Raw genomic sequence first — 14,292 nt, forward strand, 5'->3', positions numbered from 1 at the left:
ATCGCCCCGTTCCGCCTTTTCACGCAAAGAGGCGGGACCGCGTTATTTATATCCGCTTAGAAGGCGTGCGCCCCGTGCGGGCCCAAAACAACGGTCCATTGCAAGTACCCGAGATTTTCCTTTTCGTTGCCCGGCCGATCTTTGCGGGTCCACTGAATTCGGAACCGATTGAATTCCGTGAGGGTAAAGGTCGCGTAGGGAGCCACCGCCCGCGTGATGTGCGGAATGGCGGCGTCGCGAACCAGCGGATCCTCCACGTAATCGCCGCGAACCCCGAATCGCCAGCGCTTGGCCGGCTGGATTTCAACGTAGGAATATCCGCCTCGCCGATGCACGCGGGCGGCCGGCGCCTCCAGGCTTCCGTCAATGGGATTCAAAACGTTTCCCAGGGACTGGTCCGTGTAGAGACCTTCCGTGCGCCAGACAAAAGAGCGGTAGACGCCCTGGGCCAGGGGTTTCCAGCGGAAGGTCACGTCCACGGCGCCCAACCGTTTCCGGTCGAAATCACGAAGGACCACGCCCGTTCCATCCACTTCGTCTTTGGGCTCGTACAGCGCGCCCGAAATTCCCAGGTCCACGTTGGCCGTTTCCCCGAGGTCCTTGTAGAACCGGACTTTGGAGACGTGGGCGAAATTGCGAATTCGCTTCGCCGGGGTCGGGGCTTCGCCGGCGAGACTGAGCTCCACCGGCAACCCCGAGTTTTGGTCGATGACCGAGATCGTGTGATCGGTCGGCGGGGTTCCCGCCCCCAAATCCCGCAGGAAGGCGTAACTCACTTCGGTGTACAAGTCGAAAGGCGCGAAGATCCGACTCAGCTCGAACCCCGTGCTGGCCAACCGTTCCTCGCCCAAAAAGGCGTCCAGGGCCAGGGGCGAATCCACCTGGGGAAGCTCGTGGGGGTGCACCATGTTGAGCCGCCCGAAATTCGCGCGGAACTTCCCCCCCCGGGCTTGCAAACCGCCGGGAAGCGAAAGCAGGGTGAAATACCCCTCTTCCAGTTCCGGCGGCGCGCCCGCGTCGTTCATCCCGCCGATGAAAAAGTCGGCCCGCGCGTAGGGATCGATGTCGGCCTGAACGCCGATTTCCACTTCCCGGAGATGAAAGCCATCTTCGGTTTGGCTGGGGTCCCCGGCGGTGCCGGATTGGCCGACGAAGTCGGCGATGACGCTGATTTTGGGGTTTAAAGCGCCGGGGTTGGCGGCGCGAAGCCAGGACGCCCCCGATTCCGCCGCGGCCGACCCGGCCGCCAGCGCGAGGCAAAGAGATAAAAGCAAAGGATAGACAAAGGACATGGGTCCTCCCGTTGAACGATTCAAGGCGCGCCGGAAAAGCGCGGTTCCTATTTATTGACGCGAATCAGATCGAGGGAATGGCGGGAGGCCCTCGCCCGAAGGGGAGGGTGTAAGGAAGGAAAAAATCCGAAGCGGTCCGGGCGGGAACGGCGGGCCAGGCGATCCACGACACGTGGATCGCGCTGTCGCCCCGTGCGCCGGTGCGAGCGCCGGCGCCCCCGGTCCAGGCGCACAGGGAGCAGTCCACGTGCGGTTTGTAGAAACCGCTTTCGTGGCCCGTGTGGCGGTGGACCGCCTGAAAGCCGAGCAGGGCCAAAAGGCCCAGGGCGAGCAGGAAGGGGCGATGTCGCATGTCGAAAGTTTACCCCCGAAGGGGCCTCAATTCAAGATTTTCCGACGCGAACGATTTTCGCGTGCCGGATTACCGGGGGCTGAAGGGGCCGATCGTTGGGCGGTCCGGAAGTCGGCTGTTTGCCGATGCCGTCCACCACCGCCTGCCCCGCCACCACCTGCCCGAAGATCGTGTAGCTCTTGGGAAGTCCCACGGCGCCCAGGGTGATGAAAAATTGGGAGCCGTTGGTGTCCGGACCGCGGTTGGCCATGGCCACCTGGCCCTTTTTGTCGAACGCCTGTTTCGGGTCGATCTCGTCCGGAAATTCGTAACCCGGGCCGCCCCGGCCGGTGCCCGTCGGGTCGCCGCCCTGGATCATGAACCCGTCGATCACCCGGTGGAAGATCACGCCCTCGTAATAGGGCCGCTTGGCTTTCTTGTTCGTGAGAGGGTCCGTGAACTCCTTGGTCCCTTCGGCCAAACCGATGAAATTCGCCGTGGTCTCCGGGGCCTTGTCCGTCAAAAGACGAAAAACGATTTCCCCCGCGCTCGTGTCCAACACCGCGTAGGTGCCGGCCTGGGAACGCCAGCCCTCCGCCTTCGCGCCCGCGGCCATTAACAGCGCCCCGCCCAACAACCACCCCGTGTGTTTCCGCATGTCATTTCCTCCCTCCTCGGGATTTAAACGATTTCAAATAGTGAACCAGGGACCGGATCTGGCCCGCGCTCAGCGGTCCGCCTTTTTTGGCGCCGTAGGCCGGCATGGAGGTTTCGGGAACCCCCTCGGTGATCATCGACTTCAAATGGGATTCGGGGAGGATCGAAAGCGTTTCCGCCGCCGGACCCAGGAGGGGCCCCCCGCGGCCCTGGCTTTCGTGGCACATGGCGCAGTCCGCCATGTAGAGGTCCTCCCCCAGGCGCTTCTCGCCCCGGTCCACGTGGCATTCCCGGCAGGCCCCTTTGAAAATATTCCGGGTGTCCGTCATGTCCGGGTGCTTGGACTCCACGATCTTCCCGGCCAGGGTCAAAAACGCCATGGGCGATTTGGGGTCGTTGGTGCGCACGCGGATCTGCTTCACCGTCTCCCCCATTTTGCCCCGGGAATCGAAAGTCACGTGAATGACGCCCCACTCGCCGGGGGCGATCACCGGGTTCTCCGGGGCCGCCGCCGTGCATCCGCAGGTGGTCTGCACCGATTCGATTCGAAGGGACTCGTTCCCGACGTTCCGGAACCCGTAATTAAATTGAACCGTGGACCCCTGGGGCAATATGCCGAAATCGGCGTACACCTGTTCGAATTTGGCCGCGGGCCGTCCCGCCCAAAGGGACCCGGGGATCATGGCCGCCGCCAACAGTTTGAAAAATCGTCTCATCGATGGAAAGTTTAACAAAAATCGCTCCCGGGTCCCGCCCCGCCGCCCAGAACCGCGTCCAGGGATTCGCGCACCGCCCTCGTCATTCGCCCGAGATCGACCCGGCCGATGCCCAGAGGCGGAAGGATCACCAGCGTGTCCCCCAGGGGGCGGATCCAAAGTCCCCGCTCCCGGGCCGCCCGGCACACCCGGGCCCCCATCCGGTCCCCCGGCGGAAAACGCCGCCCGGTCTTCCGGTCCGCCACCAATTCAATTCCCGCCATGAGGCCCATCTGCCTGACGTGCCCCACCCGGGGATGGTTCGCCGTTTCTTTTAGGAAAAGCGACAAGTCCCGCCGAAGGGGCGCGAGACCCCGGGGCCAATTTTTCTTTTGGAGAAGGCGCAGGTTTTCCAGGGCCACGGCGCAGGCCAACGGATTCGCCGTGTAGGTGTGGCCGTGGAAGAAACTCTTGAACTCGTCGTAGCGCCCCAGGAAGGCCCGGAAGATTTTGTCCGAGGTCAACGTGGCCGCCAGGGGCAGATACCCCCCGGTCAGGGATTTGGCGACGCAGAGGAAATCGGGAACCACGCCTTCCTGCTGGACGGCGAACATCGTGCCCGTGCGGCCGAACCCCGTGGCCACCTCGTCGGCGATCAACGGCACCTGGTATTTCCGGCAAAGGCGCGCGAACCCCCGCAGGTACCCCGGCGGCATGATCCACATTCCCACGGCGGCCTGCACCAGGGGCTCCACGATGGCCGCCACCAACCGGGAACGGCGCTCCTTTAAAATCTTTTCCGCCCCGGCCAGGCATTCCCACCGGCACCCGGTCTCCGCCCGGGCGGCTCCCGGGCGCGGCGCGGGCCCTCGAACCGGTTCGTCGCCCGTGCGCAATCGCGGCGCCGACGGTTTTTTCCGAAAAGGGCATCGGTCGCAGTGGGGCGACGGCGCGAACCGCGCCCGGAAGAGAAGCGGCCGGAACACTTTTTGGAAATGGGCGATGCCGCCCACGGACACCGCCCCCAGGGTGTCCCCGTGGTAGGAATGGGAGAGGGCCAGGTACTCCCGCCGATGGCTCGAAGGCCCCTCGGTGTGCGCCCGGTATTGAAAAGCCATTTTGAGCGCCACTTCCACCGCCGTGGCCCCGTTGTCCGAGTAAAACACCCGGGAAAGTCCCGTCGGGGCGATCGCGGCCAGGGCTTTCCCCAGGCGGATGGCCGGCTCGTGGGTAAGACCCAAAAAGGTGCTGTGGGCCACGCGGTCCAATTGGCGGCGCAGGGCCCGGTCCAAGGCCGGTTCCCGGTGGCCGTGGACCGTGACCCAGAGGGAGGAAACCCCGTCGATGTATTCCCGCCCGTGTTGATCCTTCAACCGAACGCCCCGGGCGCTTTGAACGATGGTCGGCTCTTCCTTGTTCCATTCGGCCTGCTGGGTGAAGGGATGCCAGAGGTATTTCTTGTCCCATCGGCCGAGGGTCTTGGCGGAGGTCACGGCCGCCCTCCAAAGAAGTCCGCGCGCCAGGCCCCGGCGATTCGGCGCGCCGGTCCGCCCGCCTCCAGGGATTTTTTTCCCCAGGGAAGAACCGTCACCGGCCGACGGCCCAGGGCCGCCAGGAGCCGGGGATTGGACCGCTCCGCCTCGTTTTTCCCGCGGTAACCGCTGATCACCACCCGGCGGACCTCCAGGCCCCGCCGCTCCAGGGCTTCCAGGGTCAACAGCGTGTGGTTCAACGTGCCCAAACCGGGTCGGGCCACGACCCAGAGGGGCAGGCCGAAATAGCGCGCGGCGTCGGCCACGTTGAACTTTCCGTGGAAAGGGACCAGCGCGCCCCCGGCCCCTTCCACGACGACCACGTCGAATTTTTCAGCCAACCGCTTCCACGCCCCGGCGACCCTTTCCCAGGCCCGCCGCCCGGCGGCCAACCCGGACCGGCCCAAACCGAATTTCACGACGGGGGCCAGGGGCCGGGAAAAATAAAAGGGGGTGACGTCCGCCCGGCCCTGGCCGGAGCCCGCCGCGCGGATCAAGGCATCGGTGTCCGCCCAGGAACCGCAGGCGAAAGGTTTAAAAACTCCGACGTTTTTACCGGCCCGCCGAAGGGAGCGCGCAAGCCCCGCCGCCACGTGGGTTTTCCCAACACCGGTGTCGGTGGCGGTCACGAACACGCCTTTCACGAAACCCCCGCGGCGTTTTTTCCCCGCCAACGGCGGACCACCGCCAAGGCCCCGTCGATCTGTTCCTCGCTGTGCCCGGCCGTAAGGGAAAACCGCACCCGGGCCGTGCCCTCGGGCACGGTGGGCGGCCGAACGGCGGGGGCCAAATACCCCGCCTCCCAAAGAGCGGCCGAAAGATCCAGGGCCGCCGACGTTTCCCCCACCACGACGGGAACGATGGGCCCTTCCCCCGCCAGACCGAGCCCCGCCCGCAGGCGCGCCGACAGGGCGAAAAGCTTTTTCCGCCCGGCGTCGTCTTCCCGCGCAATCGAGAGGGCGGTCCGGGCCGCGCCCGCGGCGGCGGGGGCCAAAGCCGTGGAATAAATGTAGGCCCGGGCTTTGTTTTGAAGCCAATCCACGAGGGACCGGGAGCCGCAAACGAACCCGCCCTGGGCGCCCAGGGCTTTGGAGAGGGTGCCCATGCAGACTTCCACCTCGTTCTCCAATCCCAGGGCGTTCACGACGCCCCGCCCCCCGGGCCCCCAGACGCCGGTGCCGTGAGCCTCGTCGACGTAAAGCCGCGCCCCGCGCCGTCGGCAAACCGCCGACATTTCCGCGAGGGGCGCCCGGTCGCCGTCCATGGAATAAACGCTTTCCACCAACACCCAGCGCTCCCCGGCGCCTCCGAGTCGGCCCAGGACCTTTTCCAAATCTTCGGGATCGTTGTGGCGGAACACCTTGAGGCGCGCCCGGGAGAGCCGCGCCCCGTCCACCAGGGACGCGTGGGCCAACCGGTCCAACACGACGGTGTCCTCGGGCGACAGGAGCGCCGTGAGCGAACCGACGTTGGCCTGATAACCCGAGGGAAAAACCAAAGCGGCTTCGGTCCCCTTGTGTTCCGCCAGGGCTTCTTCCAACCGGCGGTGGAGGGCCAGCGTTCCGCCCATGAGACGGGACGCCGTGGCCCCCGCGCCCCATTCCCGGGCGCTTCGGGCGGCGGCCTCCGTCACGGCGGGATGGCCCGCGAGATTCAGATAGTTGTTGGAGGCGAAATTGACGACGGACCGGCCATCGACGGCCGTGACGGCTCCCGGCGCGCACGAAAGAAGGCGGGGGTCCCGAAAGCGGTTTTCCTTGCGAAGCCGATCCAGCGCCCGGGACAACCGGTCGTTTAGAGGGGAGCGCATTCGGGTTTTTCCAACACCACGGAGGCCAGGGCTCCGCCGAAACCGAAGGACAGGGACGCCGCCCGGCGCAAAGCCGTCGGCCGCGAACGATCGGGAATGAAATCGATGGATTCGGTTTCGGGGTTTTCCAAGTTCAACGTCGGCGGCAGGCGCCCGTCCCGGAGGGCCAGGAGAGTGAACCCCAACTCCACGGCCCCGGTGGCGCCCAACAAGTGCCCGGTGGCGCCCTTGGTGGAGGACACGGGCGGCGCGCCGCCTTCTGGAAAAAGGGATTCCAGGGCCCGGGTTTCCAGGGCGTCGTTCAAAAGGGTCGCGGTGCCGTGGGCGTTCACGTAGTCCAAATCCGACGGGCCGGCCCCCGCCCGGGTCAGCGCCCGCCGGAGACAATCCGCCATGCGGCGCCCCTGGGAGTTGAACCGCGTGGCGTGGTGGGCGTCGCAGGAAAAATCCCCCCCCGCCACTTCGGCGTAGATGGCCGCGCCCCGGGCCCGGGCTAGGTCCCAGCGTTCCAAAACAAAAACCCCCGCCCCCTCGCCCAGTAAAAAACCGTCCCGGGCCCGGTCGAAGGGCCGCACCCGGCGACCCGGGGAGAGCACGCCCATTTGGTCGAAGCCCGCCACATACAGCGGATGAAAAGACGATTCGGCGGCCCCGGCCAGAGCCCGATCCACGCGCCCCTCCCGGATCCACCCGGCGGCCACCAAAACGGACTGGGCCCCGGTGGCGCAGGCCGAAGACAAATTGATCACCGGGCCCCCGGCCCGCCCCAGCCGCGCCACGGTGGAACACACGTCCTCGGGCGGCCGCATATCCAGGGCGTCCCGGGAAAATTCGGAGAGGAGCGGTTTGCTACCGCTCACGGAACAGCCGCAGCGTTCCCCGCCCGTCCAAGCGTCGCCCACGTCCGCCAGGGCCTCCGCCGCGGCACGTTCCGCCCAGGCCAGGGCCCGATGGCGGACGTCGGGCAGGGGCACCCGGGCGCCCCCGGCGCCCACGGCGCTGTCGCCGTTCGCCAGGCGGGCCCAGGAGGTTTCCCGGTTTTCCCCCAGGGGCGTCACGAGGCCCAGCCCCGTGACGGCGACCCGCTCGCGGTCCGGTCGCGTCGTCACAACAGCCGGGAATCCACGTTGAAAATTTGCCCCGACACCGACGGCAGCTCCGCCAGGAGCACCACCAATTTTTCCAGATCGGCCATGTCCGTGGGCCGCCCCAACACGTGGGCCGCCACGACTTTTTCTTTGACGGCGGCGGGAAGGGAATCGGACATTTCGGTGGGGTGAAAACCCGGAAGGACGGCGTTGACCCGAATATTAAAGCGGCCCAGCTCCTTGGCCGCGGCCTTGGTGAGGCCCAGCAAGCCCGCCTTGGCGGCCGCGTAGTTGGCGCAGCCCACGCCGCCCCGGGCGCCGACGAGGGACCCCACGTTGATCACGGCGCCGGATTTCTCCCGGGCCATGTGCTTGGCCGCGGCTTGAAGGCAATAGAACGCGCCGGACAAATTGACGTCCACCACCGCGCGCCACTCCTCGGGGGTGATGTTCAAGAGGGTCCGGTCTTTCGTGACGCCGGCGTTGTTGACCAGCGCGTCCAACCGGCCCCAGCGGGCGATGACGCCGTCAATCAATTCCCGGCACTGAAGGGGGTCGGCGAGGTCGGCGGCGGCCAGGTCCGCCCGGACGCCGGCGGCTTGAAGCTCGCCCATGACGGCCTCGGCTTCCCCCCGGCGGGCGCGGTAATGAACCACGACGGAATGTCCGGCCCGGCCGAAGGCGAGGGCCAGCCGGCGGCCGATGCCGCGGCTGGACCCCGTGACCAACACGTTCACTGGCGGGTGGCGCGGGTGACCATCTCCACCCGGTCGGCCGGCGCGGAATCGGCCGCCTCGGCGGAGGCGGTGTCGCCCTGGATCTCGAACCCCAGGTCCCGGATCATGTCCCGGTCCGCCTGGGCGGCCTGGCCCTTGGTGGTCAGGTAATCGCCCACAAAAATGGAATTGGCGACGTAGAGCCCCAGGGGTTGGAGGGACCGGAGGTGAAGTTCCCGGCCGCCGGCGATGCGAAGCTCCGCGTCGGGGCACAGAAATCGGAAAAGACAGAGGATTTTGAGGGCCGTCGTGGGCGGAAGGTCCTGTCGGTCGGCCAGGGGCGTCCCCTCCACGGGGATCAGGAAATTGATCGGGATGGAATCCACCTTCAACTCCCGCAGGCGGTAGGCCACGTCCAGAATGTCCTCGGTCGTTTCCCCCATGCCGAACAGGGCGCCGCTGCAAGGCGAGAGGCCGCCGCTTTTGGCCCGATCCACGGTGTCCACCCGGTCCTGGTGCGTGTGGGTGTGGCAAATTTTCCCGTAGTGGCGCTCGCTGGTGTTGAGGTTGTGGTTGTAGGCGTCCACGCCGGATTCCGCCAGCCGCGCGGCCTGTCCGTCTTTCAGGAGACCCAGGGAAGCGCAGATCTCCAGACCGGGGTGCCGCTCTTTGACCCGTCGGACGGTCTGCTCCAGACCCGCGATGTCCCGTTCCGAGGGTCCGCGCATGGAAGCCACCAGGCAGAGGCGCGCCGCGCCCGAGGCCACGGCCCGGTCCGCCAAGTCCAGAACCTCCTGGGCGCTCATCATCCGGTATTTCTCCACCGGGGCCTTGGAAATTTTGGACTGGGTGCAATAAGAACAGTCTTCCGCGCACAAGCCGCTTTGGAGGTTGACCAAATAGTTGAGCTTCACCCGGCGCCCAAAATGGGCGACGCGCACCCGGTGGGCGGCGTTCAGGAGGGAGAGCACGTCCTCCTCCGGCCAGGCCAGCACGGTTCGGGCTTCGTCGCGGGTCAACGGGTCGCCGGCGAGGCTCTTATCGGCCAGGGCGCGGGGGTCCGAACGGTCGAGAACGGGGGAATTCATGGGGTCTCCTTGGAATCCGTCCCGATCGGGACAGGGTTTACGACGGGAACAGGACCCCATGAAACCAAACGAACGGGGGATTGTCAACCGGCGGCTGACAATTAAGTTGACAATCGATCAGTGCGGGCGGAGAAGCTTTTCCAGCACCGAGGAGTCCACGTATTCCGTTGAGGAACGGGTCTTTTTGTAGACCACGATGAACTCCAAGCCGGTGAGGAAATGGTGGGGGATGTCCGTGGCCTGGGACCACACGACCCGGCCGATGGCCGAAATTTTCAGCTTCTCTTCGGTCATATGAATGGACAGGGCCAGAATAGTGCCTTTGGCCAGTTTCTCCGCCAAGACCAACCCGACCCCTTTGACACTGATGTTGTCGGACTTGGACGGCAGGAAAGGCTGAAGGGCGGTGGAGGCCACGACGGGCTCCTCGGCCATGATTTTGTAAAGGACGGGCAGCTTTAAATCGATGCGGGGGTAGAGCCGTTGTTCGGCGCCGGAGGGAGGCGGCGCGGCGTGCCCGGCGGGCTTGCCGGCGGCGGGGTCGCCGGATTGGGGGGCGCGGATGCCCTGGGGGGACCAATGAAAGGCTTTGGGATCGTCGGCATCGGATTCCGGATCGTCGGCCACCGGGGCCCCCTTAAAAAAAATTCACCGTCGGTCCGTCGCCTTGATGTCGGAAGGCCCTCGGCGGATGGTCTCCACGCGTTTCACGGCCCGTCGGTTGTCCTTTTCTATACCCCCGGAAAAGGACTATTTCAAGGGCCGCGGCCTACATTTCCTCGGGCGCGTCGACCGCGAGGAGGCCCAGTCCGGACCGGATCACCTCCCGAACGCCGGCCACCAGGGCCAGACGGAAAGACGCGACGTCCGCCGCTTCGTCCAACACCCGGCAGGACTCGTAAAAACGATGGTAATCCCCCGACAGCTTGAGCAAATAGTCGGTGACGTGGTGCGGGGTCAAATCCTTGACGCACTGGTCCAGCACGTCGGCGAATCCCGCCAGACGAACCAACAGAGCGCGCTCGGCCGGCTCCAGGCGCGCCGGGGCGCGGAAGTGGGCCGGCGCGTCCACGGCGATTCCCCGTTTGGCCGCTTCCCGAAAGAGCGCCGCGCAGCGGGCGTGGACGTATTTGACGTAAAAGACGGGATTCTCAGAGGCCTGCTTTTTGGCCAGATCCAAATCGAATTCCAAATGGCTGTTGGGGCCGCGCAGTGCGTAGAAAAAGCGGCTCGCGTCTTTGCCCACGTCCTCCACGACTTCGGACAAGGTGACGAATTCCCCGGTGCGGGTCGACATCGCCACGGGTTTTCCCCCACGCAACAGGGTCACCAACTGGTAAAGGAGGATCGTCAGGCGCTCCGGGTCGAACCCCAGGGCCTGGACGGCGGCTTTGACCCGGGCCACGTAGCCGTGGTGGTCCGTTCCCCAAATGTCCACCAGGCGGTCGAAGCCCCGCCGGAATTTTTCGTGGTGGTAGGCGATGTCCGAGGCGAAATAGGTGGGCCGCTCGTCGCTCCGCTTCAGCACGCGGTCCTTGTCGTCCCCGTATTTGGTCGAGAGAAACCAGAGGGCGCCGCCCTCGTCCTTCAAGTCCCCCCGGGCGCGGAGAACCGCGAAGGATTCGTCCACCTTGTTTTGTTCGTAGAGGCGGGACTCGGGATACCAGCCGTCGTGAACGACGCCGAAGGCGGCCAAATCTTTTTTGATGCCGTCGACGATGATGGCCTGGCCGACGTCCCGGAAAAAGGGAATCCCCCGGGCGCGGGCGGATCCCGCGGGGTGGCGCCGGCGCACTTCCTCCGCCACGCCGACCATGTAGGCGCCTTTGTAAAGATCTTCGGTCTTCTTGGCCTTGTAGGCCGCCCGTTCCGCGTCGTCCAGGTACCCGGGGTCCAGTTCGTCCATCCGCCACATGACGGAGGCGCCCAGATTTTCCATCTGGTTGCCGATGTTGTTGACGTAATATTCCGTCGTGACGTCGTAGCCCGCGCGGCGGAAGACCCGGGAGAGCGAGTCCCCCAGGGCGGCGCCCCGGCCGTGGCCCACGTGCAGGGGCCCGTTGGGGTTGGCGCTCACAAATTCGATCAGCACTTTTTTCGCGGCGAGCTCGGGCCGGCGGCCGTAGGCGTCGCCTTCGGAGAGCAAGCGGCGCAGTTCGGCCGTCAGCCAGTCGGCCCGCAGGGTGAAATTCAGGAATCCCGGCCCGGCGATTTCCGTCTTTTCGAACAAGTCGCCGAGAGGGATTTTGGCGAGGATTTCCTGGGCCACCTGGCGGGGGTTTTTCTTGGCCTGTTTGGCGGCCGCGAGCGGCCACTGGGAGGCCCAATCGCCCGGAACGTGGGGCGGCGGGACGTCGACCGCCAGCGTGGCGGCGTCCACGGTAAGGGGCTGGGGCTGCTCGGCCGCCCATTGGCGGCAGGCGCCCAAAAGGGCGTTGCGGACGATTTCTTTCATGCGGGGACGCTATTGTAGCAGAAGGTCAGCGGGTTCGGGTTTTGGGGCCCCGGGAGCGGGCGGAGGCCGTTGGGGCCCGCCGCGCCGGGGCGGCGTCGGCGGCCCAGGGCATGGCCTTGGCACCCTCCCACAGGCGTTCCAGGCCGTAAAACAAGCGGGCGGATTCTGTGAGCAGGTGGACCACGACGCCGCCGAAATCGAGAACCCGCCAGGGCGCCGACCCCCGGCCTTCCCGGCGCAGGGGACGCAGGCCGCTTTTTTTGAGGGTCTCGTCGATGGCGTTTTCGGCGGCTTGCATCTGGGGAATCGAATCGCAGGTGGCCACGACGTAGAAATCCGTGACTCCGGAAAAACGGCGCACGTCCCACAACCGGACGTCCCGGGCTTTTTTGTCGTCGGCCCCGCGGGCGGCCAGGCGGGCGGCGGCCAGGAATCGCCGGGCGGAGGCGGGGGAGGTCACCGAAGGGCCCGTTTTCGCGGGATCGGACGGTCCCTCAACGCCGGTCCAAACGCGCCCGCCGGAGGCGTTCTTCGGCGCGACGTTCTTCGTGCAAGGCGGCGTTTTCGAAGGCCGGCGCCACCAGATTGGCCACGCTGGCCAAGGTCCGGCGGTGCCCGGCGGTGAAAAACCCCCGCTCGCCGTTGTGGCCCAAAATCATGAACCCGGCCGGGCGCTTGTCCCCGGGGATGGGCGCGGCCAAGACCGAACGGAAGGCCGGCCACTGGGCCCGCACGGCGTCGATGAACCGAGCGTCGGCTTCCCAGTCGGCGGCCAGCAGGCATTCCCCCTTCTCCCCCATCCAGTAAAACAGGGGGTCGGTCGCCGGCCGCGCCGTTCGAAGACGCTCGGGCCAACCGCCCACGGCGGCGACGCCTTCGTAGTCGTTCGAAAAAGGATCCCAAACGTAAAAAGCGGCCTGGATTTCCCCGTTGAAAGGCTGGGCCATGACGTCCAAGAGGCGCCCGGCCATGTCTTTGATCTCCAGGTTTTGAACCAGCACCCGGCTCACTTCAAAAAAGGCGGCCATTTCGCGCGTGGTGTCCCGCAGGCGCGCGCTCAAGGTGGTTACGAAGGGGAGCAGGAACTTCAGGGGAATTTTGGAATCGTCCGAAAGCCACCGGCCGAATTCCTGCGCGGAAAGGGAAAGCGCTTCGCCGTCGGCGGCCGCCACGGCCGCGGCCGATCGCGCCTCTTTTTCCAAAAGGGCCATCTCGCCGAAAAAGTCGCCGGGGCCCATGACGGCGAGGGTTTTAAAAGTGCCTTTGGCGGCGTCCAAGCTTTTCTGAATGGCCACCCGCCCGGAGAGGATAAAGTAGACGGCGTCCCCCGGGTCGCCTTCGGCGAAAAGACGATCGCCGGTTTTAAAAGGACGCGAATCAAGCCGCTCGGCCAGCAGACCCCGGACGGTGTCCGGGAGACCGGCGAGAAGCGGCAATTCGCTCAGGCGTTCGGCGGGGACCACGTCAGGCCGGCCGTCCCCCGCCGCCGCGCAAGCCGGGCGGCATGTCCACGGGGATTTCCGCGTGCTGGGTCAGAAGGCCTTCCGACTGGAGTTTGATCTTCAGGTCGTTCGGATTGGGCGAATAACTCATCGCCTCGTCGAGCTCGACCAGGTGTTTTTGAATCATGTGGAACAGGGCCTGGTTGAAGGATTGCATTTTGTAAAACTCCGCCGAATCCTCGATGGCCTTCCCGATGGCGCCGATTTTATTGTCCTCGATCAGCCGTTCAATCGTGGGGGAATTGATCAGAATTTCCTGAAGGGCCACGCGGCCCGTGCCGTCGGCTTTTCGAATCAGGCGCTGGGCGGAAACCCCCAGGAGGCACTTGGCCAACTGCATGCGGATTTGGTTGTGCTGGTCCGGCGGAAAGGTGTCGATGATCCGATCGATGGACTGCTTGGCGTCGTTGGTGTGGAGGGTTCCCAGCACCAGGTGGCCGGTTTCGGCCGCGTTCATGGCCGTCGTCATGGTTTCGGCGTCCCGAAGTTCGCCGATCAAAATCACGTCCGGGTCCTGGCGCAGGGCCCGCCGGAGCCCCTGGGAAAAGTCGTGGGTGTCCACGCCGACTTCCCGCTGGTTGATGACGGCCTTCTTGTCCTCATACACGTATTCAATCGGGTCTTCCAGGGTGATGATGTGGACGGCCTGGGTGCTGTTGATGTGGTCCAGGATGGCGGCCAAGGTGGTCGTCTTGCCGGACCCCGTGGGCCCGGTCACCAGGAAAAACCCCTGGCGGCGGGAAACGATTTCCTTCAACACGGGGGCCAGGCCCAACGACTCGATGGTCGGGATTTTCGCCGGAATCATTCGAAAGACGGCGCCCAGGGCCCCTTTTTGGTAAAAGGCGTTTCCTCGGTACCGCGCGACGCCCCGAAGGTAAAAAGAGAAATCCAGTTCCCGGTCCCGCTCGAGCGCCGTCCGCTGGACGGTGTTGATCACGGAATAGACGTGAACCAACACTTCGTCCAAGGAAAGCGCGGATTCGCCGGCCACGGGGGTGATTTCCCCCTGGACCCGGATGAGGGGCGGGCGGCCCACTTTCAAATGAAGGTCGCTCGCGCCCTCCTTGTGAACGACCTGAAGCAATTGCTGGATGTTCATGGCCATGAAGTCCTCCTCGAAGAA

The 14,292-nt window shown here is 65.6% G+C and carries 15 protein-coding genes; all 15 read right to left on the reverse strand.

Annotated features, from left to right (window positions below; all coding sequences use genetic code 11):
• Window positions 1-56: 56 nt before the first annotated feature.
• A complete protein-coding gene (locus tag IPP68_05195; GenBank protein MBL0349753.1) occupies window positions 57-1,292 on the reverse strand; it encodes a hypothetical protein in 1,236 nt (411 codons plus the stop codon).
• A 64-nt stretch (window positions 1,293-1,356) separates the two neighbouring features.
• Window positions 1,357-1,644: a hypothetical protein gene (locus IPP68_05200; protein MBL0349754.1), complete on the reverse strand. Its 288-nt coding sequence runs from the start codon at window positions 1,642-1,644 to the stop codon at window positions 1,357-1,359.
• A 31-nt stretch (window positions 1,645-1,675) separates the two neighbouring features.
• The gene (locus tag IPP68_05205) at window positions 1,676-2,281 is read right to left on the reverse strand and encodes a peptidylprolyl isomerase (protein MBL0349755.1); all 606 of its coding nucleotides are present in this window, start codon (window positions 2,279-2,281) and stop codon (window positions 1,676-1,678) included.
• A 1-nt stretch (window position 2,282) separates the two neighbouring features.
• The gene (locus tag IPP68_05210) at window positions 2,283-2,996 is read right to left on the reverse strand and encodes a DUF1573 domain-containing protein (GenBank protein ID MBL0349756.1); all 714 of its coding nucleotides are present in this window, start codon (window positions 2,994-2,996) and stop codon (window positions 2,283-2,285) included.
• A gap of 11 nt (window positions 2,997-3,007) precedes the next feature.
• Complete coding sequence (gene bioA, locus IPP68_05215) at window positions 3,008-4,468, reverse strand: adenosylmethionine--8-amino-7-oxononanoate transaminase (GenBank protein ID MBL0349757.1); 1,461 nt, start codon at window positions 4,466-4,468, stop codon at window positions 3,008-3,010.
• Window positions 4,465-5,151 carry a dethiobiotin synthase gene (bioD, locus tag IPP68_05220; GenBank protein MBL0349758.1) on the reverse strand — a complete coding sequence of 229 codons (687 nt, stop codon included), beginning with the start codon at window positions 5,149-5,151 and terminating at the stop codon, window positions 4,465-4,467. The genes bioA and bioD overlap by 4 nt, the downstream gene beginning before the upstream one ends.
• On the reverse strand, window positions 5,148-6,317 hold the full coding sequence (locus tag IPP68_05225; protein MBL0349759.1) for an 8-amino-7-oxononanoate synthase: 1,170 nt from the start codon (window positions 6,315-6,317) through the stop codon (window positions 5,148-5,150). The genes bioD and IPP68_05225 overlap by 4 nt, the downstream gene beginning before the upstream one ends.
• On the reverse strand, window positions 6,302-7,426 hold the full coding sequence (locus tag IPP68_05230; protein MBL0349760.1) for a beta-ketoacyl-[acyl-carrier-protein] synthase family protein: 1,125 nt from the start codon (window positions 7,424-7,426) through the stop codon (window positions 6,302-6,304). The genes IPP68_05225 and IPP68_05230 overlap by 16 nt, the downstream gene beginning before the upstream one ends.
• A complete protein-coding gene (locus IPP68_05235; protein MBL0349761.1) occupies window positions 7,423-8,142 on the reverse strand; it encodes an SDR family NAD(P)-dependent oxidoreductase in 720 nt (239 codons plus the stop codon). Before IPP68_05235 ends, IPP68_05230 begins: the two co-directional genes overlap by 4 nt.
• The gene (gene bioB / locus IPP68_05240; protein ID MBL0349762.1) at window positions 8,139-9,209 is read right to left on the reverse strand and encodes a biotin synthase BioB; all 1,071 of its coding nucleotides are present in this window, start codon (window positions 9,207-9,209) and stop codon (window positions 8,139-8,141) included. Before bioB ends, IPP68_05235 begins: the two co-directional genes overlap by 4 nt.
• A 117-nt stretch (window positions 9,210-9,326) precedes the next feature.
• The gene (locus IPP68_05245; GenBank protein ID MBL0349763.1) at window positions 9,327-9,836 is read right to left on the reverse strand and encodes a PilZ domain-containing protein; all 510 of its coding nucleotides are present in this window, start codon (window positions 9,834-9,836) and stop codon (window positions 9,327-9,329) included.
• Window positions 9,837-9,978: 142 nt separating this feature from the next.
• Window positions 9,979-11,664, reverse strand: coding sequence for an arginine--tRNA ligase (locus tag IPP68_05250; GenBank protein MBL0349764.1), 1,686 nt, complete (start codon window positions 11,662-11,664; stop codon window positions 9,979-9,981).
• 25 nt (window positions 11,665-11,689) lie between these two features.
• Entirely contained in the window at window positions 11,690-12,124 is a 435-nt protein-coding gene (gene rsfS, locus IPP68_05255; GenBank protein MBL0349765.1) for a ribosome silencing factor, read from the reverse strand.
• A gap of 34 nt (window positions 12,125-12,158) precedes the next feature.
• The gene (locus IPP68_05260) at window positions 12,159-13,127 is read right to left on the reverse strand and encodes a cyclic nucleotide-binding domain-containing protein (GenBank protein ID MBL0349766.1); all 969 of its coding nucleotides are present in this window, start codon (window positions 13,125-13,127) and stop codon (window positions 12,159-12,161) included.
• 1 nt (window position 13,128) lies between these two features.
• A complete protein-coding gene (locus IPP68_05265; protein ID MBL0349767.1) occupies window positions 13,129-14,274 on the reverse strand; it encodes a type IV pilus twitching motility protein PilT in 1,146 nt (381 codons plus the stop codon).
• Between the last annotated feature and the right edge of the window lie 18 nt (window positions 14,275-14,292).

It is taken from the genome of Elusimicrobiota bacterium (assembly GCA_016722575.1).
GTDB lineage: Bacteria > Elusimicrobiota > Elusimicrobia > FEN-1173 > FEN-1173 > JADKIY01.